Here is a 26,790-nt window from a genome sequence, read left to right as displayed (position 1 = left end):
GCTACCGCTACCGCCCGCGCAGACGTCGTACGAGGATGCTGGCGTCCCCGCGGGTCTCCAGGTCGGCGAGGACCACGGCGACCGCCTCGCGGACGATGCGCCCGCGGTCCACCGCGAGGCCGTGCTCCCCGCGGAGCACGAGACGGGCGTGCTCCAGGTCCATGAGCTCCTCGGCCGAGACGTACACGGTGATCTTCTCGTCGTGCCGCTCACGGCCGCTGGGACGGCGTGCGGCCGCCCGCCCGCGCTTGCGCGGGGCCGCCGCGGCGGCACCCGCCGCACCGGCGGCAGAACCTTCCTGCGCCGCCGGCCTGCGGCCGGACCGGCTGCGGGACTCCCCGGCCTCGCCCTGCTCCGCGTCCGCCGCGGCGTGCTCGGCGCCCTCGCCGTCACTGCCCTGCGCGGGCACCGACAGCGGCGCGTCCTCCGCGGCCGCTGCCGCCGCGTCGCCCTCGCCCGCCGGAGCGGGCACCCGGGCGTCGCCGTTGGCCTGGCGCCTGGGAGTGGACGACTGCAGCCCCATCCCCCCTGTCGTACGGAAGAGTTCGTCGGCCCCCGGCAGACTCACTCGGCGTGACACCGGGCGAGCACCTCCCTGGCGAGCTGGCGGTAGGCGGCGGCACCGACGGAGTTGGAGGCGTACGTGGTGATCGGCTCACCGGCGACCGTGGTCTCCGGGAAGCGGACCGTGCGCCCGATGACCGTGTGGTAGACGTGGTCGTCGAACGCCTCGACGACCCGGGCGAGCACCTCACGGCTGTGCACCGTGCGCGAGTCGTACATCGTGGCGAGGATCCCGTCGAGCTCCAGCTCCGGGTTGAGCCGTTCCTGGACCTTCTCGATGGTCTCGGTCAGCAGGGCCACACCGCGCAGCGCGAAGAACTCGCACTCCAGCGGCACGATCACCTTGTGCGCGGCCGTCAGGGCGTTGACCGTGAGCAGGCCGAGCGAGGGCTGGCAGTCGATGACGATGAAGTCGTAGTCGTCCAGCAGCGGCTTCAGGGCGCGCTGCAGCGTCGACTCGCGGGCGACCTCGGAGACCAGCTGGACCTCCGCCGCCGACAGGTCGATGTTGCTGGGCAGCAGGTCCATGTTGGGGACCGCCGTCTTCAGCAGCACCTCGTCGGCCGCCATGCCCCGCTCCATGAGCAGGTTGTAGACGGTGAGGTCGAGTTCCATCGGGTTGACGCCGAGTCCGACCGACAGCGCGCCCTGCGGGTCGAAGTCCACGAGCAGGACCCGGCGTCCGTACTCCGCGAGCGCGGCACCCAGGTTGATGGTCGACGTGGTCTTGCCGACGCCGCCCTTCTGGTTGCACATCGCGATGATCTTCGCGGGTCCGTGGTCGGTCAGCGGACCCGGGATCGGGAAGTACGGCAGCGGACGCCCGGTCGGGCCGATGCGCTCCCGGCGCTGCCGGGCCGCGTCGGGCGCGAGCGTGGCCGCGTACTCGGGATCGGGCTCGTACTCCGCGTCGGGGTCGTAGAAGTGCCCCTCGGGCAGTTCGTCGTAGTCGGCGAAGTGGTTGTGGGGCGCGCCACTTCCGTCGCCGGCCATGGCGTTCACGTGATGGCCATCCATCTTCTGGTGTGCTGTGTGAGTCGCCTGCTGACTCTGGTGGGCTGCGAAGGTGCGCACGGCGACGGAGCCGACAGCCGCGAACCCCGCGGGCCCCTGGTCCCGTGCAGGCATTCCTGGTTGACCACCCCCGGGAGTAAATGTCGACTCATTCACAAGTCGTCTTACCTCCTTGGTGACCAGGAAACTTCTAGACAGGTCAGCGTGGCACCATGCCGACGGTTGGCGACTCTATGGCGTGTCGGGCGTCCGCAGCAACACAATCCGCCGGACCCGGCCCGATGTGTCGGCAATGAAACATCCCGCTGTCAAGGGCGTACGGCCGTCGCACGGCAGGTTTCACCGGTGTGCGAATCGGTTGAAGGGTTATGTTCGAGGCGAGTTGCCCGAGAATCGCGAAGTGACCATACACACATCCGGCCGGACCTTGTCGGGCAAGGTCCGGCCGGGCGCGCGGCGTTGACGACCCGTGTTGACGTATCGCCTTTGCGGGTGGGTGACTTAGCCGATTTACCGGCCGCCGCGGGTGGTTCGGCGGCTCAGCCGAGCAGCGAGGACAGCTCCACGTGCTCCACGCCGTGCGCCTCGGCGACCTCGCGGTAGACGACCTTGCCGTCGTGCGTGTTGAGGCCCTTGGCCAGCGCGGGGTCGCGGCGCAGCGCGTCGACCCAGCCGTGGTTGGCCAGTTCGACGATGTACGGCAGCGTCGCGTTGGTCAGCGCGTAGGTGGAGGTGTTGGGCACCGCGCCGGGCATGTTGGCGACGCAGTAGAACACCGAGTTGTGGACCCGGAAGGCCGGCTCGGCGTGGGTCGTCGGGCGGGAGTCCTCGAAGCAGCCGCCCTGGTCGATCGCGATGTCGACAAGGACACTTCCGGGCTTCATCCGGGAGACGAGCTCGTTGGTGACCAGCTTCGGGGCCTTGGCGCCGGGGATGAGCACCGCGCCGATCACGAGGTCGGCCTCCAGGCAGGCCTTCTCCAGCTCGAAGGCGTTGGAGACGACGGTCTGGATCTTCGTGCCGAAGATCTTGTCGGCCTCGCGGAGCTTGTTGATGTCCTTGTCGAGCAGGGTCACGTGGAAGCCCATGCCGATGGCGATCTGCGCGGCGTTCCAGCCGGAGACGCCGCCGCCGATGACGACGGCCCGGCCGGCCAGCACGCCGGGGACACCGCCGGGCAGCACACCGCGGCCGCCGTTGGCGCGCATCAGGTGGTAGGCGCCGACCTGCGGGGCCAGCCGGCCCGCGACCTCGGACATCGGGGCGAGCAGCGGCAGCGCGCGGCTGGGCAGCTCGACCGTCTCGTAGGCGATGGCGGTGGTGCCGGACTCCAGCAGGGCGTCCGTGCACTCCTTGGAGGCGGCCAGGTGCAGGTAGGTGAAGAGCGTCTGGTCCTTGCGGAGGCGGTGGTACTCCTCGGCGATGGGCTCCTTGACCTTCAGCAGCAGGTCGGCGGCGGCCCACACCTCGTCGGCGGTGTCCAGGATCTGCGCGCCGGCGGCGACGTACTCCTCGTTCGTGATGGAGGAACCGACACCGGCGTCGCGCTCGACGACGACCTGGTGGCCGTGGCGCACCAGCTCGTTCACGCCGGCGGGGGTGATGGCCACCCGGAACTCGTTGTTCTTGACCTCGCGGGGAATGCCGACCTTCACGTCGATCACGGTCCTTGGCTCAGAGGGTATGGGGGGTATTTCTTAGACATACCCGGGCACGCACGGGCACACCGGGAGAGACCGCAGGAGAACGTGCGGCAGAGCCAGTCTAATGAAGGCGTTCCCGCTGTCTAGCCTTCCATTGCATCAATCTTCAGCTGATGCGGTACGGATTTCGCAGGCGTCGGGTTCATTTTGAAGGTTTGACTCCCCGAGGATCCGCTCGGCGGCCCCCCGGTGCAGCCCGGCCGACGCGGGGTCGCCGAGGTGGTCGAGGACGTCGGCGACCCGGAGATGCAGGGCGGCCTGCAGCCGCGGGTCCTCCGCGCGCCGCGCCAGCTCCACCGCCTCCCGGCAGGTGCGCAGCGACTCCTCGGGCCCGCCCGCGTACTCCTGGACGCGGGCCAGTTCGCCCAGCGCCCGCGCCTGGGCGGCCAGATCGCCGTTCTTGCGGTGCCCGGCGACCGCCGAGCGCCAGTTCCTGAGGGCCTCCCCGTAGCGGCCCGCGTGGGTGTGGGCGGCGGCGATGCGCCCGTACAGCCGGGCGGCGTCGGCGCGCTCGCCCCGGGCGAGCCGCTCGGTCAGGGCCCGGCCGAACCAGTCCGCCGCCCGGTCGAAGTCACCGAGCTCCTGGTGTGCGCCCCCTACGGATTCCATCGCGCGGCCGGTCGCGTAGGTGTCGTTGACCTCGCGCCCGGCGTCCAGCGCGGCCCGGTAGCGCGCCAGGGCGTCGGCGGTGCGGCCGGCCCGGGCGTCGAGGTCGCCGAGGTTCAGCAGGGCGGCGGCCCGCTCGCGGGGCAGACCGCGGCGTTCGGCGACGTCGAGGACCAGGCCGTGGATCTCGTACAGGTCGGGGGCCGCGGCCCGGGTGCCGACGTGGGCGGCCATGGCGCGCACCAGCTGGGACATCAGCCGCCGGGCCAGGGTGTCCAGCTCCCCGTCGGCGACGGCGAGCCGGGCCGCGGCCAGCAGGGCGGGCCGGGTGAGGTCCAGCCACTCGGCGGCCGCCCGCGGGGTGGGAAAGCGCAGGGCGCGCGGCATGTCGAGGAGTTTCTGGCGGGCCAGCGGGCTGTCGGTCTCGGTGATCGCCCGGCAGGCCTGGAGCAGGCGCACGGTCCGCTCCAGCATGCGGGCGCGGGCCAGCTGGAGCTCGGCCGGGCGCTCGTGGTGCCGGGCGAGGAGCCGCAGGTGGGGATGGAGACAGGCGGGCACCTCGTACTGCGGCAGCGGCGAGTCCACCGCGTGCAGGAAGCCGAGGGCGACGAAGTCGTCGAGGGCCTTGCGGGCACTGGAGACCGAGCAGCCGGCGAGCGCGGAGGCGGTCTGCGGGTCGACCAGCCCGGCCGGTGCGAGGGCGAGCAGGCGCAGCATCCGGGCGGCCGTGGAGGGCAGGGCGGCGTGGGCGAGGCGGAAGACCCGGCTCAGGGCGGTGCCGCCGGGTTCCTCGGAGCGCAGCTGCTTGGCGAGGTCGGAGACGGCGGCCTTGGGGCGGGCCGCGAGCCAGCCGCCCGCCAGCATCAGCGCGGCCGGCTGCCCCTGGCACTCCTCGGCCAGTCCTTCGGCGGCCCGGGGATCGACGGTGATGCGCACCGCGCCGGTGTGCCGGGCGAGCAGTTCCACCCCGGACTTGGCGTCGAGGCCCCCCAGGGTGCAGGGGCGTACGTCGCTGATGCCGGTGAGCGGGCCGCCGGAGACCGCGACGACCAGACAGTCCGGGGTGTCGGGCAGCAGGGCGTCGACCTGCCCGGCGTCGGCGGCGTCGTCCAGCAGGAGCAGGGCCCGGCGGTCGGCGAGGGCCTCGCGCAGGGACCCGGTGAGGTCGTCCTCGAGGGCGCCGGCCGGGGCTTCCCTGTCGAGGGCGGTGAGCAGGTCCCGGGCGGCGCGTCCGACGGGTACGGGGGTGCCGTCGGGGTCGGTCAGACGGGCGCGCAGCACTCCGTCGGGGTAACGCTCCGCGACCTGGCGCACGAGTTCCTCGGCGAGGGCGGTGCGCCCGGATCCGGGCCGGCCGGCGATGAGCAGCACGCGTGCGCGGGGCGCCTTGCGGCCCGAGAGGGTGTCCAGTCCGGCGCGCTCGATGTCGGCGCGCAGTTCCTTCAACTCCCGTGTGCGTCCCAGGAACTGGCTCTCGCCGGCAGCGCGCCCGGCCGCCCGCACCTCGCCTGTCTCCACCACCTGCTCCGTCACGGGCCACACTCCCGTCCCACCACCACGCGCAAGCCCGCCGGGACTCCGGTTCGGGCGTGCTGTAGAGCCTAGTTCACGCTCTGCAACGTTCCCGGAGGAGCGCGGCGGGCCGGGCGGATACATCCCTCGATCGGATCAGCAGATCGTAGGACTGACGGCGTAGGGATCGCCCCTCAAGGGGCGCGGGGAACCGCGCGACCGGCCACCACGCCGCCGCACCCGACCGACGACCCTCACGGCATCCACCCGGCACAGCACCCCCAGCGGAGCCCCCACGCCTCGTAGAACTGACAGCGTCAGGACCACGCCCCGCAGGGGCGCGGGGAACCGCGCGACCGGCCACCACGCCGCCGCACCCGACCGACGACCCTCACGGCACCCACCCGGCACAGCACCCCCAGCGGAGCCCCTACACCTCGAACGGACGCGCCGGCCACGGCGCCTGCGCCGGGCGCAGGGCGTCCAGGCCGTCCCCGGCGCGCGCGGCGACCAGCGACAGCACGCCCACGACGAGGCAGTTGTTGTGCAGCTCGCCGGCCAGGACACCGCGGACGAGGTCCGCGACCGGCACCCGGTCGAGCTCCATGTCCGCTTCCTCCTCCTCGACGGCGAACCGCTCGCCCTCGGCCTCGGACAGATCGCGCGCGAGGAAGATCCGCACGGCCTCGTCGCAGCCGCCGGGCGTGGTGTAGACGTCGGTCAGCACCCGCCAGTCCTCGGCCTTGACGTGCGCCTCCTCGTACAGCTCGCGCTGCGCCGCGGTCAGCGGGTTCTCGCCGGGGACGTCGAGCAGTCCGGCCGGGATCTCCCACAGCTTGTGGCGCACGGGGTGGCGGTACTGGCGCAGGACCAGGACGCGGTCGGACTCGTCGAGGGCGAGGACGGCGACGGAGCCGGGGTGGACCTGGTAGTCACGGCCGACCACGGTGCCGTCGGGCATGACCACGTCGTCGGTCCGGACGGAGGTCTTGTTGCCCACGAAGGGAGTGTCCGTCGCCCGGACCTCCCACTCCTCCGGGGTGTCCTTGATCGTCATGCCTGTCCTTCCACGTACCCAACACGACCTGCCGAAAAGAAACCGGGGTGCACACCCGTTGAAGGGATGCACCCCGGCCACCGTACAACTGGTGTGTTACTTCGAAGTCTTCCGCTCGACCGCGGCCTTGACCAGCCCGGCGAACAGCGGGTGCGGACGCGTCGGACGCGAGCGCAGCTCCGGGTGCGCCTGGGTGGCGACCAGGTACGGGTGGACGTCGCGCGGGTACTCCACGTACTCGACGAGCTTGCCGTCCGGCGAGGTGCCGGAGAACAGGATGCCCGCCCTCTTCTCCAGCTCGGCGCGGTAGGCGTTGTTCACCTCGTAGCGGTGGCGGTGCCGCTCCTCGACGTACTCCTTGCCGTCGTACACCTCGCGCACGATCGAGCCCTCGGCCAGCTTCGCCGGGTACATGCCGAGCCGCATGGTGCCGCCCATGTCGCCCTCACCGGCGACGATGTCGAGCTGCTCGGCCATCGTGGAGATGACCGGGTGCGCGGTGGCGGGGTCGAACTCGGTGGAGTTGGCGTCCGAGATGTCCGCCAGGTGGCGCGCGGCCTCGATCACGATGCACTGCAGGCCCAGGCAGAGGCCGAGCAGCGGGATCTTGTTCTCGCGGGCGTACTTGATCGCGCCGACCTTGCCGAGCACACCGCGGTCGCCGAAGCCGCCGGGGATGCAGATGCCGTCGACGTCGGAGAGCTGCTGCTTGGCCCCGGCCGGGGTCTTGCAGTCGTCGGAGGTGACCCACTTGATCTTCACGCGGGCCCGGTTGGCGAAGCCGCCGGCGCGCAGCGCCTCGGTGACCGACAGGTAGGCGTCGGGCAGGTCGATGTACTTGCCGACCAGGGCGAGGGTGATCTCGTGGTCGGGGTTGTGCACGCGGTCGAGCAGGTCGTCCCAGGTCGTCCAGTCGACGTCGCGGAACGGCAGGTCCAGCTTGCGCACCACGTAGGCGTCCAGGCCCTCGCCGTGCACGGTCTTGGGGATGTCGTAGATCGAGCGGGCGTCGGGGCAGGCCACGACGGCGGCCTCGTCGACGTCGCACATCAGCGAGATCTTCCGCTTGATGGCGGTGGGCACCTCGCGGTCGCAGCGCAGCACGATCGCGTCCGGCTGGATACCGATGTTGCGCAGGGCCGCAACCGAGTGCTGGGTGGGCTTCGTCTTCAGCTCACCCGAGGGGCCGATGTACGGCAGGAGCGAGATGTGGACGACGAAGACGTTGTCACGGCCGACCTCGTGACGGACCTGGCGGACGGTCTCCAGGAACGGCAGCGACTCGATGTCGCCGACCGTGCCGCCGACCTCGGTGATCACGACGTCGACCTCGTCCGTCGCCATGCGGCGGATGCGGTGCTTGATCTCGTTGGTGATGTGCGGGATGACCTGCACGGTGTCGCCCAGGTACTCGCCGCGCCGCTCCTTGGCGATCACGGTGGAGTACACCTGGCCGGTGGTGACGTTCGCCGAGCCGTCCAGGTCGCGGTCGAGGAACCGCTCGTAGTGGCCGATGTCCAGGTCGGTCTCGGCGCCGTCGTTGGTGACGAACACCTCACCGTGCTGGAAGGGGTTCATCGTGCCCGGGTCCACGTTGAGGTACGGGTCGAGCTTCTGCATCACGACGCGCAGGCCCCGGGCCTTGAGCAGCATGCCGAGGCTGGAGGCCGTCAGGCCCTTGCCGAGCGAGGAGGCGACACCCCCGGTGACGAAGATGTGCTTGGTCGTCGAATTACGAAATGCGGCGGGCGGCATGGCCAAGACGGGGCTCCCGTGGTCGCGGTCTGGGGGTGCGGTGCGGCGTCCGGCCGGAGTTCTCCGGGGGTGCCGTCGCTGCGGTTCGGGGGTTTGCTGTCCCACCGGTCCACGGGCTACCAGCGTATCAGCGCCGCGGCGTGGTGGCTTCCGGCCACGCTCCGCGCACACGCCGACACGCAGGCGTTCACCGTCACCGGCCTCTCACCCCTTGCTCACTCGTTCGGCGTACCCGCCTTGCCGGGACCGGCACCCGGAGCACCCCCGTGCGTCGTATCCTGCTCGGACACTCGCTGCCGAGCCCGTCCGGCCCAACGGCACCACCCCCCGCCCGCAAGCACCGGAACAACGTGAGCTCGTCAGTTCGTTGAGCAACAATTGGCGCTTTGCGTCACGGCTGAGTGAACTGTTTTGCTTCATCGCTCAATGACGCATCGCAGGACCTGCTGAAGACCCCCCTTGACCGCACTAGCGACAGCCCCCATGCGGGGTGACGTGGCCGTTCGACTGGAGTTGCACGTGGCCGGGCGCATCGAAGACTACGCACTCATCGGAGACATGCAGACCGCTGCCCTGGTCTGCCGGGACGGGACAGTCGACTGGCTGTGCCTGCCCCGCTTCGACTCGCACGCCATCTTCGCCGGCCTGCTGGGCACCGAGGAGCACGGCTTCTGGCGGCTCGGGCCCGCGTACGCCTCCGACCAGGAACCGCCCACCGCGGCCCGGCGCAGCTACCGCGGCGACTCGCTGATCCTGGAGTCCGAGTGGGACACCCAGCGGGGCACGGTCCGGGTGACGGATTTCATGCCGCCGCGTGACGGCGCCCCGCAGCTGATCCGGATCGTGGAGGGCGTCTCGGGCCGCGTGCCGATGCGCTCGGCGCTGCGGATGCGGTTCTCCTACGGACGGGTGGTGCCGTGGGTGCACAAGCACGAGGGACGCACGGTCGCCGTCGCCGGACCGGACTCCGTGTGGTTCGACACGTCCGCGGAGACCTACGGCAAGTCCCTGACGACCTACGCCGACTTCACGGTCGCCCCGGGTGACCGGATCGCGTTCACGATCTCCTGGCAGCCCTCGCACAAGGAGCCGCCGCCGCTGCCCGAGCCGGAGCAGTCCCTGGAGGCGACCGAGGACTTCTGGCGCGAGTGGGTGGACCACTGCACGTACCACGGCCCCTACCGGGAGGCCGTGATCCGCTCGCTGATCACGCTGAAGGCCCTGACGTACGCCCCGACCGGCGGCATCGTCGCCGCGCCGACCACCTCCCTGCCGGAGGACATCGGCGGCGTCCGCAACTGGGACTACCGCTACACCTGGCTGCGGGACGCGGCGATCACGCTGTCCTCGCTGCTGCGCACCGGCTACCGCGAGGAGGCCCGCGCCTGGCGCGAGTGGCTGCTGCGGGCGGTGGCCGGCGACCCGGAGAACCTGCAGATCATGTACGGCATCGCGGGCGAGCGCGAGCTCGGCGAGGCGGAGCTGGACTGGCTGCCAGGGTACGAGAACTCCGCCCCGGTGCGGGTCGGCAACGGCGCGGCGCACCAGCTCCAGCTGGACGTGTACGGCGAGGTCACCGAGGCCCTGCACCTGGCCCACATGACCGGTCTCGCGCGCAACGACTACGCCTCGCTGCTCCAGCTGAAGCTGATCCGCTACCTGGAGGACCACTGGCAGGAGCCGGACGAGGGCATCTGGGAGGTGCGCGGCCCGCGCCGCCACTTCGTGCACTCCAAGGTGATGGCCTGGGTCGCCGTCGACCGCACGATCAAGCTGATCGAGTCCGGTGACGCCGACGGCCCGCTGGAGCGCTGGAAGGAACTGCGCGACGACATCCACCGGGACGTGTGCGAGAAGGGCTACGACAAGGAACGCAACACCTTCACGCAGTCCTACGGCTCCCGGGAGCTGGACGCGTCGCTGCTGCTGATCCCCCAGATGGGCTTCCTGCCGCCGGACGACAAGCGGGTCATCGGCACGATCGAGGCGATCCAGCGGGAGCTGTCCACGCCGGACGGCTTCATCCTGCGCTACCCCACCCAGGGCGACGACGAGGGCGTGGACGGCCTGCCCGGCGACGAGGGCGCGTTCCTCGCCTGCTCGTTCTGGATGGCCGACGACCTGGCGATGATCGGCCGCGTGGACGAGGCCCGCAAGCTGTTCGAGAAGCTGCTGTCCCTGCGCAACGACCTGGGGCTGCTGGCCGAGGAGTGGGATCCGCACCTGCAGCGGCAGGTCGGCAACTTCCCGCAGGCCTTCAGCCACGTGCCGCTCATCGACACGGCGCTGCGGCTGACGGCTTCGGGCGCGTACGGCGGCTGAGCGGGGCGGCTCCGGGGGGCGTCACCGCGGCCTGAGGGCCGTGAGGGTGCGCTTGCCCGCCGGGTCGCCCGCCGTGGCCGGGACCAGGGCGATCTCGTCCAGCCCGGCCTCGGCGTAGGCGTCGACGCGGGCGCGGACGGTGGCGGCGTCGCCGACCAGGGCGACCGTGCCCGCGGCCTTCGGGGGCAGGGCGCGCAGCAGCGTGTCCGGGTCGGCGCCCTTGGCGGCCAGCTCGACGACCTCGGCGAGCCCCGCGTCGACGAACATGTCGCAGTAGCCGGGCACGGTGAGGTAGCCGGCGACGCCGCGCAGGATCTGCCGCAGGGACTCCGGCTCGGGGTCCACGGCGGCCGGCAGCCAGGCCGCCAGCCGCGGCGGCGTGCGCCCCGCCCGCTCGGCGGCCGCGACCATCCGCGCCCGCAGCAGGCGGACCTGTTCGGGCGTGACGAGGTCGAGCAGCATCCGGTCGGCGTGGGCGGCCGCCGCGGCGACCGCCCGCTGCCCGAACGCCGCGACGGTGACCGTGCCGCCGGGCGGCGGCAGCCGGCGCACGAAGCCGCTGCCGGGCACGACGGGTTCGCCCGGCACGCCGTCCATCAGCGCCCGCACGGCCGCGGCCGACTCCTCCAGCGCGGCGGCGGGCCGGGTGCGCGGCCGGCCGTGCACGCCCTCGACGACCCGGGCGCTGGACGTGCCCAGGGCCACGCCGACGGGCCGGCCGGTGACGGCCGCGGCGGACGCGGCGCCCCGGACGACGGTGAGCGGGTCGCGCACCGCCACCGGCACGGGACCCGCCGTCAGCGCGACCCGCTCGGTGGCCGCGCCGATCGCCGTGGCCAGGACGAACGAGTCCCACGTCGGTCCCTCGCCCGCCCACACCTCCCGGTAGCCGAGCCGGTCGGCGAGCACCGCGACCCGCAACGGTTCCCCGACCGGGCTGTCGTCCTCCCGCCCCACCGCGACCACGCTGATGTCCATGACGGCGCCGGTACCCGTCCGTTGAACGGCTAATCAGAGGGGGAGAGCCGCTCCGGGGGCCGGGTGTGATCGTCCCGGTGCCCGTCCGGAGATGTCCGCGGGGCTCCCGCGCGGGTAGCGTCCGGCACATGGACAGCGGGACGGACAGCGGGTACGGCGGCGAGGGCGCGGGGATCACCGTGCGGCGGGCTCTGGTGCTGCCGGGGCTGCGCAGCGGGCTGCCCGAGGTGCTCGCCGGTGCCGACCGGCTCGGCCGGACCGTGCGCTGGGTGCACGCCGGTGAGGTCCCGCACATCGCCTCCCTGCTCAAGGGCGGCGAACTCCTGCTGACCACGGGCTACGGCCTGGGCACCCGCCCGGCCGAGCAGCGGGCGTTCGTGCGCACGCTGGCCGAGCGCGGTATCGCCGCCCTGGTGGTGGAGCTGGGCCCGCGCTTCACACGCCTGCCCGCCGCCCTCGTCGACACCGCCCGCTCGGCCGGGCTGCCGCTCGTCCAGCTCCACCGCGAGGTGGCCTTCGTCACGGTGACGGAGGAGGTCCACACCGAGATCGTCAACGGCCACTACGCGCTCCTCCAGCGCGCCGAGGAGGTGCACCGGCGGTGCACGCAGGCGGTGCTGGGCGGTGGCGGTGTGCCCCAAGTGCTGCGCATCCTGGCCGACTTCGGCGGCAACCCGGTGTTCCTGGAGACGGCCGACGGGCAGTTGCTGTACGCGGCCGGGGCCGGTCCCGAGGGCGCGGACCCGCTGCAGGTGTGGGAGGGGCTGCGCGGCCAGCACAAGGACGAGCCGCCGCTGGCGGGCTCGGTGCTGGTGGACGTGCCGGGCGGCGGACCCGGCAGTGGGGGTGTCCGGGCGCGGCTGGTGATGCTGCCGGTACGGACTCCGCCGGCGCCGGTGCACCGGATGGCGGCGGAGCGGGCCGCGGGCATCCTGGCCGTGGTGCTGATGCAGGCGCGGCAGGAGGAGGAGCTGGCGGCGCGCGGGCGGGGCGACTTCCTCACCGACCTCGCCGAGGGCCGGATCACGGCGGAGGACGCCCCGGCACAGGCCCGCGTGCTGGGCTTCCGGCCGGGTGCGGACCCGCTGCTGCCCGTGGTGATGCGGCTCGGCGACACGCTGTCACCGGGCGGCGGCTGGGCCGTGCTGGCCCGGGCGGTCTCCGAGGAGCTGGCGTCGGTGGGCGTGCCGGTGCTGCTCGGGGTGCGGCCGGTGGAGGGGCGGGTGCTGGTGCTGCTCGGGCTGCGGTCGGAGCCGGAGCGGGCGACGGTGGCGGACCGGGTCGCGGCGGCGCTGCGGGCCGGGGTGGAGCGGGCCGGGATGCTGCGCCCGGGCGGGCAGCCGCCCGTGGTGGTCGTGGGCGTGGCCGGCGGCTGGACGGCGGCGGCGTCGGGTCTGCGGCATGCGGCGGAGACCGCGACGGCCGCCCAGGGCCTGCCGGACCGGCCCTGGTACGACGCCCGCCGTCTGGACATCGACCTGCTGCTGTGGCGGCTGCGCGACCATCCGGACCTGGCGGCGTTCGTCGACCGGGCCCTCGGGCCGCTCCTGGAGCACGACCGGCGCTCCCGGCCGCCGCTGCTGCCCACGCTGACGACGTACCTCGCCCACGCGGGACGCAAGGCGGAGACGGCCCGCGAGCTCCATCTCAACCGGCAGACGCTGTACAACCGGCTGGCGCGCATCGGGGAGTTGCTGGGGACGGACCTGGACGATCCGCAGACGGTGCTGGCGCTGAGCCTGGCGCTGCGCGCCCGCAGGCACGTCCCGTAACGCCTCAGGCGAGAGGCAGCGGCTGCGTCAACTCGTCGTAGACGCTGAGCACTTGGGCGACGGTCTCGTCCTCGGTCGGCCAGGTCGCCGCCTGCCGGGCGCCCTTGTCCCGCAGCTGGGCCCGGCGCGCGGGGTCGCCGAGCAGCCCTACGACGGACTCGGCCAGGGCCCGCGCGTCGCCGTAGGGGACGAGTTCGGCCGCGTCGCCGACGAGTTCGGGGATGCCGCCGACGTTCGTGGCGACCAGGGGCACGCGTGCGTGCAGGGCCTCCTGGGCGAGCACGGAGCGCGCCTCCCAGCGGCTCGGCAGCAGGGCGAGGTCGCAGGCGGCGAGCAGCTCGGTGATGTCGTCGCGCCGCCCGATGAGCCGGACCGGCAGCCCCTCGGCCTCGATCCGCTCCTGCAGCTCGCCGCGCAGCGTCCCCTCCCCCGCGATCACCACCAGGGGAACGGGGTCGAGGCGGCGCCAGACACGGGCGGCGTCCAGCAGCACGTCGTATCCGCGGTGCCGCTCCAGGGAGCCGACCGCCATGAGCAACGGCCTGCCGATCGCGCCGAGTTCGGCGCGCACCTTGGAGCGCAGCCGGTCGGGATCGTCGGGCTCCACGGGCCGGCGGGGGCCGGGCAGCGCGACGGCCGCGAGCCGCGCGTCCCGCGCGCCGGTCCGCCGGGCGCGGTCCACCAGCGGCGAGGTCGTCCCGAGGACGACGGTGGCCGCCTTCGCCACCCGCCGCTCCAGCACCCGCAGCAGATGGGCACGCGCCCCGTCGGCGTGCGCCCGGTCGTGCCACGTCACGACCAGCGGGGTCCGCACGCGCCGCCCGCTGAGCGCGAGCACGGTGCGGAAGGAGGCGTGCAGCCCGTGGGCGTGCACCAGGTCGGCGTCGGCGCAGGCAGCCCGCAGCGCCGCCACCGACACCGGGTCGCTGCTGCGCGGCACGTGCACGTGCTCGGCGCCGACCCCGCTGAAGTCATAGGCGCGATCCGCCTCGAAGGGGGCGCACACCGTCACTTTCACGCCCCGTGCGACGAGCCCCGCGGCCAGCGAGCGCACGTGCGCACTGCTGGCGGCGTTGCCCCCGCCCAGCACCTGCACGGTGCGCAGCGGCAACTGGCCATGCGGTGCGTGGCTGCTCACGGGGGTCACGTGGCCGGGGCTCCTGGTTCGGGTCGGGCGGTCACGACGCGATGTCGACGCGTACCCTGCCAAGGATGCCAGGACATACGGGTGTTCCGGGAACGGCCGAAACCCCGGCGGCGCGACCGCGGGGCGCGGCATCCGGGGAATGCGCCGGGCCGGGTCACCCACACGAGTGAATTCGGGCGACCCGCCCCGCCGCGCCCCACGACGCCGGTCCGCTGCCGCGGCGAACGGCGACGCGTCGGCTACAGATCCGCCCGAGCCGTGGCCAGCAGCTCCTCCGCATGGGCCCGGGCAGTCTCCGAGTCCTCCTGCCCGGCGAGCATGCGGGACAGCTCCCGGACCCGGTCCTCGCCCTCCAGCACCTTGACGCCGGAGCGGGTCACCGACCCGTCGTTGGTCTTCTCCACCAGCAACTGCCGGTCGGCGAAGGCGGCCACCTGCGGCAGGTGGGTCACGACCACGACCTGCGCGGTCTTCGCCAGCCGTGCCAGCCGCCGCCCGATCTCGACCGCGGCCTTGCCGCCGACCCCCGCGTCGACCTCGTCGAAGAGGTACGTCGGCACCGGATCGGTCCCCGCGAACACGACCTCCACGGCCAGCATCACGCGGGACAGCTCGCCACCGGAGGCGCCCTTGGCGATGGGCCGGGGCGGCGCGCCCGGGTGCGGGGCCAGCAGCAGCTCGACCTCGTCCGCGCCCGCCGGGCCGTAGGCGACCGGACGGCCGCCGACCTCGACGCCCTCCGGGTCCTCCGTCTGCCGGATGTCGAACGACACGCGCGCGTGCGGCATGGCGAGGGAGGCCAGCTCGGCGGTCACCGCGTCGGCGAACCGCTCGGCGGCCTCCGTCCGGGCGTCCGTCAGGGCCTGGGCCAGCCCGCCCAGTTCGAGACGCAGCGCGTCCCGCTCGGCGGTCAGCTCCCCGATCCGCTCGTCGTCGCCGTCGAGTTCGGTCAGCCGGGCGGCACCCCGCTCGGCCCAGGCCAGCACGGAGGCGATGTCCTCGCCGTACTTCCGGGTCAGCCCGGTGAGCGCGGCCCGCCGCTCCTCCACGGCCGCCAGCCGCAGCGGGTCGGCGTCCAGGTCGTCGGCGTACCCGGCGAGGTCGCCGGCCGCGTCGCGCAGCAGGATCCCGATCTCCCCGATGCGGTCGGCGAGCGCCGCCAGCGCCGGGTCGTGCGACCGTACGGCGTCCAGGGCGCGCTGGGCGCCCGCGACGAGCGTGCCCGCGTCGACGCCCTCGGGGTCCTCGGGGTTGCCCGCGAGCGCGGCGTGCGCGGCCGCTGCGGCGGACGCCAGGGCCTCGGCGTGCCCGAGCCGCTCGGCCTCCTCGGCCAGCTCCGTGTCCTCACCGGCCCGCGGCTCGACGGCGGCGATCTCGTCGAGCCCGTAGCGCAGCATGTCGGCCTCCTGGGCCCGTTCCCGCGCACGCGTGGTGATCTCGTCCAGTTCCGCGGAGACGGCCCGCAGCCGCTTGTACGCCTCGGCGTACTTGGCCAGCGGCACGGCGACCGCGTCGCCCGCGTACCGGTCGAGGGCCTGCCGCTGCCGGGACAGCTTCAGCAGCCCCTGCTGGTCGGTCTGCCCGTGCACCGCCACCAGCTCGTCGGCGAGCTCCGCCAGCACGCCCACGGGCACACCGCGCCCGCCCAGGTGCGCCCGGGAGCGCCCCTCGGCGGAAACGGTACGGCTGATGAGCAGGGCGCCGTCGTCGAGCTCGGCCCCGGCCTCCTCGGCGCGTACGGCGGCCGCGGCGTCCCGGGGCACGCTGATCCGCCCCTCGACGACCGCTTTCCCGGCCCCGATCCGTACGAGCGCCGGGTCGGCCCGCCCGCCCAGCAGCAACCCCAGGCTCGTGACGACCATGGTCTTGCCCGCACCCGTCTCACCGGTGACCGCGGTGAACCCGGGCGACAGCTCGACCACGGCGTCGTCGATGACACCGAGCGACCGTATCCGCATCTCCTCCAGCACGGACACGACCTTACGAGGTCCGGGCCCGGAAGTGCGACCGGCCCACCCCTGTCACCCGCGCGAGTGGTGGCGCCCGTCGAGGGAGCGGGGAACCGCGCGACCAGCCACAGAGCCCCGCACCCGCCGACGACGAGCAGCCGCCCTAATGAGGGGCGCCCCGCCACCCCGAGACCGGCAGCGCGAACTTCGCCACCAGCCGGTCCGTGAAGGAGGCGTGGTGCAGCCGGGCCAGCCGCACCGGCACCGCTCCCCGCCGCACCTCGACCCGGGCGCCGGGCGGCAACTCCACCGTCCGCCGCCCGTCACACCACAGCACACCCGGCGGGACGTGCGGCAGCACCTCCACGGCCAGCACCGAGTCCGGCGAGGTCACCAGCGGCTTGGCGAACAGCGCGTGCGCCGAGATCGGCACCATCAGCAGCGCCTCGACCTCCGGCCACACCACCGGCCCGCCCGCCGAGAAGGCGTACGCGGTCGACCCGGTCGGCGTGGCGCACACGATCCCGTCGCAGCCGAACCCGGTCACCGGCCGCCCGTCGATCTCCAGGACGACCTCCAGCATCCGCTCGGCGGACACCTTCTGCACGGCCGCCTCGTTCAGCGCCCAGTCGGTGTGCACGATGTCGCCGTTGCGGTGCACCACGACGTCGACAGTCATCCGCTCCTCGACCTCGTACGCCCTGGTCACCACCCGGTCGACGACCTTGTCGAGGTCGTCCCGCTCGGCCTCCGCGAGGAACCCGACCCGCCCGAGGTTGACGCCGAGCATCGGCACGCCCGACGCCCGCGCGAACTCGGCGCCGCGCAGCAGCGTGCCGTCACCGCCCAGCACGATGAGCAGCTCGGCCCCGTCCAGGCACTGCGGCGTCGCCTCCTTGACCAGCTCCACCTCGTCCGGCAGCGGCAGGTCGCGCGCCTCGGCCTCCAGGACCCGCACGCCGAGACCGGAGCGCAGCAGCCCCTTCACCACGAGCTCGGCACTGCGCACGGCCGCGGGCCGCCCCGTGTGGGCGAGCAGGAAAACAGTACGAGCTCGGTTCTCGGTCAACGCGGCCCCTCCGCCACTGCACGGTCAACGTCGGCCGGGTCCAGTTCCGGTGCCCCGGCCCGCAGCCACAAGAAGTATTCGACATTCCCCGACGGCCCGGGCAGCGGACTGGCCGTCACGCCCTTCGCGCCGAGCCCCAGCCCCCAGGCCCTCTCGGCGACCCCCCGCACCGCCTCGGCCCGCAGCTGCGGGCTGCGCACCACTCCCCCGCTGCCCAGCCGCTCCTTCCCCACCTCGAACTGCGGCTTGACCATCATCACCAGATCGGCGTCCGGCTTCACGCACCGCACCAGGGCGGGCAGGACCAGCCCGAGCGGGATGAAGGACAGATCCCCCACGACAAGATCCACAGGCTCCCCATCGATCGCTTCAAGCGTCAACTCGCGTACGTTCGTACGGTCCTTGACGGTGACGCGTTCATCGTTGCGCAGGCTCCACGCGAGTTGGCCGTATCCGACGTCCACGGCGACGACGTGGGCGGCGCCCGCGCGCAGCAGGACGTCGGTGAAACCGCCGGTCGACGCGCCGGCGTCGAGCGCCCTGCGCCCCTTCACGGCCAGGCCCTGCGGCACGAACACCTGCAGCGCGCCGGCGAGCTTGTGGCCGCCGCGGGAGACGTAGTCGGGGTCGTTACCGTCGGCCGCCACGACGATCGCGGCGGCGGTCTCCACCTGCGTGGCGGGCTTCGTCGCGACGGTCTTGCCCACGGAGACCCGCCCGGCGGCGATCAGCTGCCCGGCGTGCTCGCGCGAGCGCGCGAGCTTGCGGCGGACCAGCTCCGCGTCCAGACGGCGACGTGCGACTCCTGCCACGGTGGGTTCAGCTCCTGTGTTCGTACGGCGGTCAGAGAGGGCGACCGGAAGGGTCGCGGTGAGGGGCGGCCGGGTGACGGACGGGAGCCGGAGGTCCCGGGCGCACGTCGAGCGCGGTGAGCGCGTCGCGCAGCCCCCGGTGCACATCCTCGTACACCTCCATGTGTCCGTCCGTGGCGAGGTGGTCCGCGTCACCGAGCCGCTCCAGGGCCGCGTCCACGTCGGCGTCGCCGGTGGGGGCGCGGGGCACGTTCAGGGGCGCGGGGGCCGCGGGGTCGTACGCCGGATCGGGCCCGGCCCCGGGCGCGGGCTCCTCCCGCGCCGCCACCACCGTCTCGGGAGCTGCGTCGTCCATGCCCCGACGCTACCGCGAACCGTTGCGGTACCGTCGATCGCGATGGCCACGATCGAGGAGTGCCGCAGCGCACTCGACAAGCTCTCGGACAACATGCAGCGCGCCGATGGGAACGTCCGCGAGGCCGCGGCGCTCGACCGGTCGGTGAGCTGCCACATCACGGACCTGGACGTCAGCTTCGTCGGCCGGATGCGGGCCGGCCGGATCGAGGTGCGCGACACCGTCCCCGGACCGCCGCCCGACAAGGCCGACATCCGGCTGGCCATGACCGGCGACGACCTGGTGACCCTGGTCGACGGCCGGCTGAGCTTCGCCTCGGCCTGGGGTTCGGGCCGGGTGAAGCTGCACGCCGGGCTGCGGGACCTGCTGCGCCTCAGGAAGCTTCTGTAGCGGCGACCTTCCCGGACGTGCCCCGGCCGCGCGCCTTCCGCGCCGCCGGCACCACCAGGGGCGTGCCCGTCTCCGGGTCGTCGATGACCTGGCAGCGCAGCCCGAAGACCTCCTCGACCAGCCCGGCCGTGACGACGTCCTTCGGCGCGCCCTCGGCGACGACCCTGCCCTCGCGCAGGGCGATGAGGTGGGTGGCGTAGCGCGCGGCGTGGTTCAGGTCGTGCAGCACGGCGACGAGGGTGCGCCCCTGCTCCTCGTGCAGTTCCGCGCACAGGTCCAGCACGTCGATCTGGTGCTGGATGTCCAGGTACGTCGTCGGCTCGTCGAGGAGCAGCAGCGGCGTCTGCTGGGCCAGGGCCATGGCGATCCACACGCGCTGGCGCTGCCCGCCGGACAGCTCGTCGACGTAGCGCTCGGCGAGCTCGGCGACGCCGGTCTGCCGCATGGACTCCTGCACGACCCGCTCGTCCTCGGTGGACCACTGGCGCAGGATGCCCTGGTGCGGGTAGCGGCCGCGGCCCACCAGGTCCCCGACGGTGATGCCGTCGGGCGCGATGGACGACTGGGGCAGCAGGCCGAGGGTCCGGGCCACCTTCTTCGCCGGCATCGACTGGATGACCTGCCCGTCGAGCAGCACCCGGCCCTCGCTCGGCTTGAGCATCCGTGACAGCGCCCGCAGCAGCGTCGACTTGCCGCACGCGTTGGGACCGACGATCACGGTGAAGGAGTGGTCGGGTATCTCCACCGACAACCGCTCGGCGATGACCCGCTGGTCGTAGGCGAGGGTGACGTTCTCGGCGGACAGGCGGTTCACGGGGCTCCCTTGGTTGTTCAGTCCGCTGGTACTGCCGGCGGCGCGCCGGCCCGCGCCGTGGCCGGTGCTCATATGCGGCCCGCCCGGCGCTCGGTGACCAGCAGCCACAGCAGGTAGACACCGCCGAGCACACCGGTCACCACGCCCACGGGCAGCTGCTCACTGCCGAACGCCCGCTGCGACGCCCAGTCGGCGACGATCAGCAGGGCGGCCCCCATGCACAGGGAGGCGAGCAGGTTCGGGCCGGGCGAGCGGGTCAGACGCCGGGCCAGCTGCGGCGCGGTGAGCGCGACGAAACCGACGGGACCGGCCGCGGCGGTCGCGGACGCGGTGAGCAGCACCGCCGCGACCATGAGCAGCAGCCGTACGCGCTCCACCCGCACGCCCAGGGCGTACGACACGTCGTCGCCCATCTCCATCATCCGCAGCCCCCGCCCGTTGGCCAGCACGAGCGGCACCAGCACCGCGCACAGCCCCAGCAGCGGCCACACCTGCTCCCAGTCACGCCCGTCGAGCGACCCGGTCATCCACACCAGCGCACGGGCTGCGTCCACGATGTCGGACTTGGTGAGCAGATAGCCGTTGACCGCCGTCACGATCGCGGAGACGCCGATGCCGACCAGGACCAGCCGGTATCCGTGCACGCCCCGCTTCCAGGCGAGCACATAGATGGCGAAGCCGGTCGCCAGACCGCCCACGAGCGCTCCGGCGGCGACCTGTCCGGCGGTGCCGGAGAACAGCACGATGACCACCAGCGCGCCGGCCGTCGCCCCCTGGCCGAGACCGAGCACGTCCGGACTGCCCAGCGGATTGCGCGAGATGGACTGGAACAGCGCGCCGCCGAGTCCGAGCGAGGCGCCGACCAGCAGCCCGACCAGGACCCGCGGCAGCCGCAGCTCGGTGACGATGAACTCCTGACCGGCGTCGCCCTCGCCGAGCAGCGTCCTGAGCACGTCGCCGGCCGGGATCGGGAAGTCGCCGGTGCCGATGAGCACGACACTCCCCGCCAGCGCCACGGCCAGCAGCGCCACGACGACGGTGACGGCCCGCACGTCCAGGCGTACCGACAGCCCGCCCGTCCGCAGGGAACGGTTGGTGGTCCTCACAGCTGCGCCGTCCTCCGCCGTCGTACGAGAAAGATGAACACCGGTCCGCCGAGGATCGCGGTGACGATGCCCACCTGCAGTTCCGCGGGCCGGGCCACGATCCGGCCGAGGACGTCGGCGCCGAGCAGCAGCACGGGCGACAGGACCGCCGCGTACGGCAGGATCCAGCGCAGGTCGGGCCCGGTGAAGGAACGCACCACGTGCGGCACCATCAGCCCCACGAACACGATCGGCCCACAGGCGGCGGTGGCCGCTCCGCACAGCACGGTCGCGGCCAGCATCGACAGCGCCCTGGTCCGGTTCAGGTTGGCGCCCAGCGCCTTGGCGGTGTCGTCGCCCATGGCCATGGCGTTCAGCGGCCGGGCCAGTGTCAGCGCCAGGACCGTGCCGGTCAGCAGGAACGGCAGGACCTGCTCGATGGTCGAGTCGGTCGCCGCGGACAGCGAGCCGACCGTCCAGAAGCGCATCTTGCCCAGCGCCGCGTCGTCCATGATCATCAGGGCCTGGAGGTAGCCGTACAGCGCGGCACTGATCGCCGTACCGGCGAGCGCGAGCCGCACCGGGGTCGCGCCCCGGCTGCCGCCGAGGAACCACACCAGCGCCCCGACCGCGGCGGCCCCGAGGAACGCGAACCAGACGTAACCGGTGAGCGAGGTGACGCCCAGGAACGTGATGGCCGTGACGACCGCGGCGGACGCGCCCGCGTTGATGCCGAGCAGCCCGGGGTCGGCCAGCGGATTGCGCGTGAGCGCCTGCAGGACCGCCCCCGCCAGGCCCAGGGCGGCACCGGCGAGCAGCCCGAGCAGGGTCCGCGAGAGCCGCTCCGCGACGACCACGTCCCCGTACGTCCCCGAGTCCTCGAACAGCCCGTGCCAGACCTGCCCGAGGGACAGCTCCTTCGCCCCGATCGCGATACTCGCCAGGGCGACGAGCACCAGGAGCGCGACGGACAGGAGCAGGCCGAATGCCCGTACCGCCCGTCGGGTTGAGGGCGCGGGGGCGGTCTCCGCGCGCGGTTCGGGAGGACTCTCGACCAACACGCAGTTAGGTTAGCCTACCCTCGCATTGGATCAAGACCGGATTCCGGCGCCGGCACCGCTCAGTCGGCGCGCTCCCGGGTCCTCACACCCCCAGTCGCGCCAGCGCCTTGTCCGCGTCCCGCTCGCACGTCCCGTCCCCGGCGGCCGTCCACGCCGCGGCGCACAACGCGCGCAGCCCGTCCAGCGGTTCGCCGTCCCCGTCCAGCTCCAGCCGGTCCGCACCGGCCGTCGCCGTCCAGCCACCGCACCGGAAACCACCGCCGTCCGCCTCCTCGACGCCCGGCTGGCCGGTGAGCATCCCCCGCAGGTCGGCGTCCACATACGTCGGCCGGTGCTGCGGCGGCGCCGCCAGCAGCCGGGCACCGTCGGTCACACCCGTCAGCACGAGCAGCGAGTCGACCTCCCCGTTGAACGCGCCCTCGATGTCCGTGTCCAGGCGGTCCCCGACCACCAGCGGCCGCTTCGCCCCGGTCCGCAGGATCGTCTCCCGGTGCATCGGCGGCAGCGGCTTGCCCGCGACCTGCGGCTCGGCGCCCGTGGCGATCCGGACCACCTCCACCGCCGCCCCGTTGCCCGGCGCGATCCCCCGCCCGCTCGGGATCGTCAGGTCGGTGTTGGAGGCGAACCACGGCACCCCGCGGGCGACCGCGTAGGACGCCTCGGCGAAACGGCCCCACGGCAGCTCGGGCCCGCCGTACCCCTGCACCACCGCCACCGGATCGTCGTCCGCCGACTCGACCGGCACGAGCCCGCGCTCGCGCAGCGCCACCCGCAGCCCCTCCCCGCCGATCACCAGCACCCGTGCGCCCTGCGGGACCTGCTCACTGATCAGCCGCGCGACCGCCTGCGCCGAGGTGATGACGTCCTGCGCGCCCGTCGGTATCCCGAGCTCGGTCAGATGCGCCGCCACCGTGTCCGGCGTGCGCAGCGCGTTGTTCGTCACGTACGCCAGGTGCATCCCGCCCGACCGGGCCGCCTCCAGCGACTCCACGGCGTGAGCGATCGCGCTCCCGCCCGCGTACACGACACCGTCCAGGTCGAGCAACGCCGTGTCGTACGCCTCGCTCAGGGCCTGCCCACTGGCCTCGGGCCTCGTCCTGACGCTCCGGCTCATCCCGCATCGCTCCTCGTTCGACGGCTTTCCCCCGATCATCCCCCATGCCACCGACACCCGTACGATGCCGGGATGAAGACAGCAGGTCACTCGGAGGCAACGGCGCACCGAGGCCTGGAACTCACCCCGTTCCGAGGCCTCCGTTACGACCCCGACCGGGTCGGCAGCCTTGCCGCCGTCACAAGTCCGCCGTACGACGTCGTGGTGCGCCCCGACGGCCTGCACCACCTCGAGTCCTCCGACCCGTACAACATCGTCCGCCTGATCCTCCCCCAGGCCGCCACCCCGCGCGCCCGCAACGAACAGGCCGCCGAGACCCTGCGCCGCTGGCTCGCCGAGGGCGTCCTGACCACCGACCCGGACCCCTGCCTGTACGTCTACGAACAGCGCGACGGCGACGGCATGCTGCAGCGCGGCATCATCGGCGCCCTGCGCGTGTCGGACCCGGCGGAGCAGGTGGTGCTGCCGCACGAGGACGTCATGCCGCATGTCGTCGCCGACCGCGCGGACCTGATGCGGGCCACCTCGGCGAACCTCGAACCCCTTCTGCTGACCTACCGCGGCGACGGCCCGGCGGACGCCACGGCCGACCTGATCGAGCGCACCGCCGACCGGCCTCCCCTCCTGACGACCACCACGGAGGACGGCTTCCGCCACCGCCTGTGGTCGGTGACCGACCGCGGGGACCTGGCCGCGATCCGGACCGACCTGGCCCGCCACCAGGCCCTCATCGCCGACGGCCACCACCGCTGGGCGACCTACCGCCGGCTGCGCGCGGAACACCCCTCCCCCAGCCCCTGGGACCACGGCCTGGTGCTCCTGGTGGACACCGCCCGCTACCCCCTCCGGGTCCGCGCCATCCACCGCCTCCTGCCCACCCTGCCGGTCGAGGAGGCCGTGGCCGCCCTGGAGGGCCTGTTCCGGGTGAGTCGCTTCGACCTCCCGCTGGCTGAGGCCCTGGAGGTCCTGGCGGACGCGGCCTGCGCGGGCAACGCCTTCCTCCTCGCCGGCGACGGGTTCTTCCACCTCGTCGACCGGCCGGACCCCGGCCTGCTGGCCCGGACGGTCCCCGCCGACCGCCCGGCCGCCTGGCGCACCCTCGACGCGACGGTCCTGCACGCCACGCTCCTCGACCACGTCTGGGGCATCCCCGACGACGTCCCCGACCGCATCGCCTACATCCACGACACGGCCGCCACGGTCGAGAAGGCGGAGCGCGACGGCGGTACGGCCGTCCTGATGCACCCGGTCCGCGAGGACGTCGTCCGCGACCTGGCCCGGCAGGGCGTGACCATGCCCCGCAAGTCGACGTCGTTCGGCCCGAAGCCGGCGACGGGGCTGGTGCTGCGCGCGCTGGACCTCTGACACCGGTGGAGGGGCACATGTGAAGGGGGGCGGATCCCGGCCGGGATCCGCCCCCCTTCACATGTCAGCCGACGTCAGTCCTTCTTGTCGGCCTCGTCATCCGTGTCGTCCGCGGCGTCGAGTTCCGCCGCGGTCTCGGTCTCGGTCTCGGCGTCACTGCCGTCCTCGACCCCGGTCTCGTCCTCGGTGTCGTCCTCATCCTCGTCCTCGACGAAGGCGTCGACGAACTCCACGCCGTCCAGCTCGGCGAGCCGGTCCGAGGCGTCCGTGCTGCCGTCCCGGTCGGCCTCGACGGCCTTGGCGAACCACTCCCGGGCCTCGCCCTCCCGCCCGGCGGCGAGCAGCGCGTCGGCGTAGGCGTACCGCAGCCGCGCGGTCCAGGGCTGCACCGAGTTGGCGGCGAGCTCCGGGCTCTGCAGCGTCACGATCGCGGCGTCGAGCTGCCCCATGTCCCGCCGGGCACCGGCCGCGACGAGACGCATCTCGACCTGCCCGGCCTTGTCGAGCTTCTGCACCTCGGGCGCCCCGGCCATGTCCATCGCCTTCTCCGGCCGCCCGAGCCCGCGCTCGCAGTCGGCCATGACGGGCCACAGGTCGATGTTCCCGGTCATCCGCTTGGCGGCCCGGAACTCGGCCAGCGCCTCGCCGTACTTCTGGTTGGCGTACGCGGCGAACCCGGCGGCCTCCCGCACGGCAGCCACTCGCGACGCCAGCCGCAGCGCGACCCGCGAGTAGCCGTACGCGCCCTCGGGGTCCTCGTCGAGGAGCCGCGCGACCATCACCAGGTTCCGGGCGACGTCGTCCGCGAGCGTCTTCGGCAGACTCTGCAGCTCCTGCCGTACGTCCTTGTCGATCTCCTCGCCCGTGACGTCCTCGGGGATCGGCAGCCGCTTGATCGGCTCCCTGTCACGCTCCCGCTCGTCACGGAACCGGTCGCCGCCCCGCCGGTCGTCACGGCCGCCCCGGAACCCTCCGGGCCGCCCACCGCGGTCGTCGCGACGCGGCCCACGTCCGCCACGGTCGTCCCGGCCACCACGGAAACCACCGCGGTCTCCGCGGTCGCTGCGCTCGCCGCGATCGCCGCGGTTGTCGTCGCGGCGGAAGCCGCCACGGTCACCGCGCGGGCTGTCATCGCGACGGAAGGCGGGACGGTCACCGCGATCGTCACGGCGGAAGCCGCCGCGGTCACCACGGTCGTCCCTGCGGTCGTCGCGGCGGTCGTCACCACGACGCTCGTCGCGGCCACGGAACCCTCCGCGGTCACCGCCGCCGTCCCGCCGGAAGCCACGGTCGCGGTCACGGTCGTCACCGCGGTATCCGCGGTCCCGGTCATCGCCACGGAAACCCCGGTCCCGATGGTCGCGGCGCTCGCCGCGGTCGTCACGACGCGGGAACCCACCCCGGTCGCCGTCACGCCGATCGTCACGGCGGTCATCGCGACGGTCATCACGCCTGTCGTCCCGGCGGTCGTCACGACGGAAGCCCCCGTGCGATCCACGGTCGTCGCGGCGCGGGAATCCACCGCGATCGTCACGCCGACCGTAACCGCCCCCACGGCTGTCATCACGGCGGTTGTCATCACGGCGGAAGCCACCGCGGTCACCACGGTCATCCCGGCGGTCATCGCGACGATCGTCTCGGCGGTCATCGCGACGGAAAGCGGGACGGTCGCCTCGGTCGTCGCGCCGGAAGGCGGGACGGTCACCACGGTCGTCACGGCGCTCGTCGCGGCGGAAGGCGGGACGGTCACCACGATCGTCCCTGCGCTCACCCCGGTCGTCACGACGGAAGGCGGGACGGTCACCACGGTCGTCGCGGCGGAAGCCGCCCCGGTCGCGGTCGTCCCGGCGCGGGCCACGGTCGCGGTCGTCGCGCCGGCCGAAGCCACCACCACGGTTGTCGTCACGCCGGAACCCGCCGCGCTGACCACGGTCGTCCCGTCGGTCGTCCCTGCGCTCGCCACGTTCGTCACGACGGAAGGCGGGACGGTCACCACGATCGTCACGGCGGAAGCCGCCACGGTCACCACGGTCACTCCGGTCCCCGCGCTGACCCCCGCGGTCGTTCCGGTCCGCCTCCCGTCGCCGCTGGTCGCGCTCCGGTCGGTCGTCGGGAGAGTTGGTGGACATGGTGACTCCTGTCTTCGGTACCGCAAGTCATTCTCGCGCAGCCGGCCACCCGGTGCGCATCGCAAAATAAAAAAGGACCCCTGGTCCCAGCTGAACGCTGGTGACCATGGGTCCTTCCAAAGATTGTTCGGCGGCGTCCTACTCTCCCACAGGGTCCCCCCTGCAGTACCATCGGCGCTGTAAGGCTTAGCTTCCGGGTTCGGAATGTAACCGGGCG

Annotated in this window: 22 protein-coding genes and 1 rRNA gene; 4 read left to right on the top strand and 19 right to left on the bottom strand. The window is 73.3% G+C overall.

Features of this window, described 5'->3' with window-relative positions; all coding sequences use genetic code 11:
- Positions 1–7 precede the first annotated feature (7 nt).
- From ABZY20_RS31840 to ABZY20_RS31815, 6 genes are all read right to left on the bottom strand, one after another.
- Positions 8–580: a hypothetical protein gene (locus ABZY20_RS31840; RefSeq protein WP_356446094.1), complete on the bottom strand. Its 573-nt coding sequence runs from the start codon at positions 578–580 to the stop codon at positions 8–10.
- The gene (locus ABZY20_RS31835) at positions 565–1,692 is read right to left on the bottom strand and encodes a ParA family protein (RefSeq protein ID WP_274815286.1); all 1,128 of its coding nucleotides are present in this window, start codon (positions 1,690–1,692) and stop codon (positions 565–567) included. Before ABZY20_RS31835 ends, ABZY20_RS31840 begins: the two co-directional genes overlap by 16 nt.
- Before the next feature lie 425 nt (positions 1,693–2,117).
- Positions 2,118–3,242, bottom strand: coding sequence for an alanine dehydrogenase (ald, locus tag ABZY20_RS31830; RefSeq protein WP_356446092.1), 1,125 nt, complete (start codon positions 3,240–3,242; stop codon positions 2,118–2,120).
- 138 nt (positions 3,243–3,380) lie between these two features.
- Positions 3,381–5,420 (bottom strand): tetratricopeptide repeat protein, encoded by a 2,040-nt coding sequence (locus tag ABZY20_RS31825; protein WP_356446090.1) that lies wholly within the window; start codon positions 5,418–5,420, stop codon positions 3,381–3,383.
- 409 nt (positions 5,421–5,829) lie between these two features.
- Positions 5,830–6,456: an NUDIX hydrolase gene (locus ABZY20_RS31820; protein ID WP_356446088.1), complete on the bottom strand. Its 627-nt coding sequence runs from the start codon at positions 6,454–6,456 to the stop codon at positions 5,830–5,832.
- Between the two features lie 96 nt (positions 6,457–6,552).
- Complete coding sequence (locus tag ABZY20_RS31815) at positions 6,553–8,211, bottom strand: CTP synthase (RefSeq protein WP_356446246.1); 1,659 nt, start codon at positions 8,209–8,211, stop codon at positions 6,553–6,555.
- Between the two features lie 519 nt (positions 8,212–8,730).
- Here ABZY20_RS31815 and ABZY20_RS31810 point away from each other — a divergent pair.
- Entirely contained in the window at positions 8,731–10,533 is a 1,803-nt protein-coding gene (locus ABZY20_RS31810; RefSeq protein ID WP_356446245.1) for a glycoside hydrolase family 15 protein, read from the top strand.
- Between the two features lie 21 nt (positions 10,534–10,554).
- Here ABZY20_RS31810 and ABZY20_RS31805 read toward each other — a convergent pair whose 3' ends face one another.
- Complete coding sequence (locus ABZY20_RS31805) at positions 10,555–11,511, bottom strand: LLM class F420-dependent oxidoreductase (protein ID WP_356446086.1); 957 nt, start codon at positions 11,509–11,511, stop codon at positions 10,555–10,557.
- A gap of 128 nt (positions 11,512–11,639) precedes the next feature.
- Between ABZY20_RS31805 and ABZY20_RS31800 the strand changes: the two genes are divergently transcribed.
- Positions 11,640–13,283, top strand: coding sequence for a PucR family transcriptional regulator (locus ABZY20_RS31800; protein ID WP_356446085.1), 1,644 nt, complete (start codon positions 11,640–11,642; stop codon positions 13,281–13,283).
- Positions 13,284–13,287: 4 nt separating this feature from the next.
- On the opposite strand, the gene ABZY20_RS31795 is transcribed toward ABZY20_RS31800, so the two are convergent.
- The 5 genes from ABZY20_RS31795 to ABZY20_RS31775 all read right to left on the bottom strand — a co-directional run bounded on the left by ABZY20_RS31795 (position 13,288) and on the right by ABZY20_RS31775 (position 18,615).
- Positions 13,288–14,430, bottom strand: a complete 1,143-nt coding sequence (locus ABZY20_RS31795; protein WP_356446083.1) for a glycosyltransferase family 4 protein — start codon at positions 14,428–14,430, stop codon at positions 13,288–13,290.
- Positions 14,431–14,669: 239 nt separating this feature from the next.
- Positions 14,670–16,388, bottom strand: a complete 1,719-nt coding sequence (recN, locus tag ABZY20_RS31790; protein ID WP_356446244.1) for a DNA repair protein RecN — start codon at positions 16,386–16,388, stop codon at positions 14,670–14,672.
- Positions 16,389–16,542: 154 nt separating this feature from the next.
- Positions 16,543–17,448: an NAD kinase gene (locus ABZY20_RS31785; protein WP_356446081.1), complete on the bottom strand. Its 906-nt coding sequence runs from the start codon at positions 17,446–17,448 to the stop codon at positions 16,543–16,545.
- Positions 17,445–18,260: a TlyA family RNA methyltransferase gene (locus ABZY20_RS31780; RefSeq protein ID WP_356446080.1), complete on the bottom strand. Its 816-nt coding sequence runs from the start codon at positions 18,258–18,260 to the stop codon at positions 17,445–17,447. Before ABZY20_RS31780 ends, ABZY20_RS31785 begins: the two co-directional genes overlap by 4 nt.
- Before the next feature lie 31 nt (positions 18,261–18,291).
- The gene (locus ABZY20_RS31775) at positions 18,292–18,615 is read right to left on the bottom strand and encodes a hypothetical protein (RefSeq protein WP_356446078.1); all 324 of its coding nucleotides are present in this window, start codon (positions 18,613–18,615) and stop codon (positions 18,292–18,294) included.
- A 42-nt stretch (positions 18,616–18,657) separates the two neighbouring features.
- Between ABZY20_RS31775 and ABZY20_RS31770 the strand changes: the two genes are divergently transcribed.
- Complete coding sequence (locus ABZY20_RS31770; protein WP_356446076.1) at positions 18,658–19,005, top strand: SCP2 sterol-binding domain-containing protein; 348 nt, start codon at positions 18,658–18,660, stop codon at positions 19,003–19,005.
- Here the strand turns inward: ABZY20_RS31770 and ABZY20_RS31765 are convergent.
- From ABZY20_RS31765 to ABZY20_RS31750, 4 genes are all read right to left on the bottom strand, one after another.
- Complete coding sequence (locus ABZY20_RS31765) at positions 18,989–19,819, bottom strand: ABC transporter ATP-binding protein (protein ID WP_356446074.1); 831 nt, start codon at positions 19,817–19,819, stop codon at positions 18,989–18,991. The two genes, ABZY20_RS31770 and ABZY20_RS31765, sit on opposite strands and share 17 nt — an antisense overlap.
- A 68-nt stretch (positions 19,820–19,887) precedes the next feature.
- The gene (locus tag ABZY20_RS31760; protein WP_356446072.1) at positions 19,888–20,925 is read right to left on the bottom strand and encodes an iron chelate uptake ABC transporter family permease subunit; all 1,038 of its coding nucleotides are present in this window, start codon (positions 20,923–20,925) and stop codon (positions 19,888–19,890) included.
- Positions 20,922–21,965: an iron chelate uptake ABC transporter family permease subunit gene (locus ABZY20_RS31755; protein WP_356446070.1), complete on the bottom strand. Its 1,044-nt coding sequence runs from the start codon at positions 21,963–21,965 to the stop codon at positions 20,922–20,924. The genes ABZY20_RS31760 and ABZY20_RS31755 overlap by 4 nt, the downstream gene beginning before the upstream one ends.
- A gap of 82 nt (positions 21,966–22,047) precedes the next feature.
- Entirely contained in the window at positions 22,048–23,079 is a 1,032-nt protein-coding gene (locus tag ABZY20_RS31750) for an HAD hydrolase-like protein (RefSeq protein WP_356446068.1), read from the bottom strand.
- A 72-nt stretch (positions 23,080–23,151) separates the two neighbouring features.
- On the opposite strand from ABZY20_RS31750, the gene ABZY20_RS31745 reads away from it, so the two are divergent.
- The gene (locus tag ABZY20_RS31745) at positions 23,152–24,444 is read left to right on the top strand and encodes a DUF1015 domain-containing protein (RefSeq protein WP_356446066.1); all 1,293 of its coding nucleotides are present in this window, start codon (positions 23,152–23,154) and stop codon (positions 24,442–24,444) included.
- Positions 24,445–24,518: 74 nt separating this feature from the next.
- Here ABZY20_RS31745 and ABZY20_RS31740 read toward each other — a convergent pair whose 3' ends face one another.
- The 3 genes from ABZY20_RS31740 to rrf form a co-directional block, all read right to left on the bottom strand.
- Entirely contained in the window at positions 24,519–25,331 is an 813-nt protein-coding gene (locus ABZY20_RS31740; protein WP_356446243.1) for a hypothetical protein, read from the bottom strand.
- The gene (locus ABZY20_RS31735; protein ID WP_356446242.1) at positions 25,223–26,440 is read right to left on the bottom strand and encodes a hypothetical protein; all 1,218 of its coding nucleotides are present in this window, start codon (positions 26,438–26,440) and stop codon (positions 25,223–25,225) included. Before ABZY20_RS31735 ends, ABZY20_RS31740 begins: the two co-directional genes overlap by 109 nt.
- A gap of 258 nt (positions 26,441–26,698) precedes the next feature.
- A 5S ribosomal RNA gene (gene rrf / locus ABZY20_RS31730) occupies positions 26,699–26,790 on the bottom strand; the annotation flags it as partial.

Origin of the sequence: Streptomyces sp. NPDC006624, from assembly GCF_040611555.1 — a bacterium.
Taxonomy (GTDB): domain Bacteria; phylum Actinomycetota; class Actinomycetes; order Streptomycetales; family Streptomycetaceae; genus Streptomyces.
The sequence above is the reverse complement of the archived record's forward strand: the minus strand, read 5'-3'. Positions and strand labels throughout refer to the sequence as shown.

Coding starts and splice junctions, on each gene's coding strand:
- ABZY20_RS31775 (WP_356446078.1), bottom strand. CDS start 18,615: ATGGACGACGCAGCTCCCGAGACGGTGGTGGCGGCGCGGGAGGAGCCC.
- ABZY20_RS31805 (WP_356446086.1), bottom strand. CDS start 11,511: ATGGACATCAGCGTGGTCGCGGTGGGGCGGGAGGACGACAGCCCGGTC.
- ABZY20_RS31820 (WP_356446088.1), bottom strand. CDS start 6,456: ATGACGATCAAGGACACCCCGGAGGAGTGGGAGGTCCGGGCGACGGAC.
- recN (WP_356446244.1), bottom strand. CDS start 16,388: ATGCGGATACGGTCGCTCGGTGTCATCGACGACGCCGTGGTCGAGCTG.
- ABZY20_RS31750 (WP_356446068.1), bottom strand. CDS start 23,079: ATGAGCCGGAGCGTCAGGACGAGGCCCGAGGCCAGTGGGCAGGCCCTG.
- ABZY20_RS31800 (WP_356446085.1), top strand. CDS start 11,640: ATGGACAGCGGGACGGACAGCGGGTACGGCGGCGAGGGCGCGGGGATC.
- ABZY20_RS31835 (WP_274815286.1), bottom strand. CDS start 1,692: ATGCCTGCACGGGACCAGGGGCCCGCGGGGTTCGCGGCTGTCGGCTCC.
- ABZY20_RS31815 (WP_356446246.1), bottom strand. CDS start 8,211: ATGCCGCCCGCCGCATTTCGTAATTCGACGACCAAGCACATCTTCGTC.
- ABZY20_RS31745 (WP_356446066.1), top strand. CDS start 23,152: ATGAAGACAGCAGGTCACTCGGAGGCAACGGCGCACCGAGGCCTGGAA.
- ABZY20_RS31770 (WP_356446076.1), top strand. CDS start 18,658: ATGGCCACGATCGAGGAGTGCCGCAGCGCACTCGACAAGCTCTCGGAC.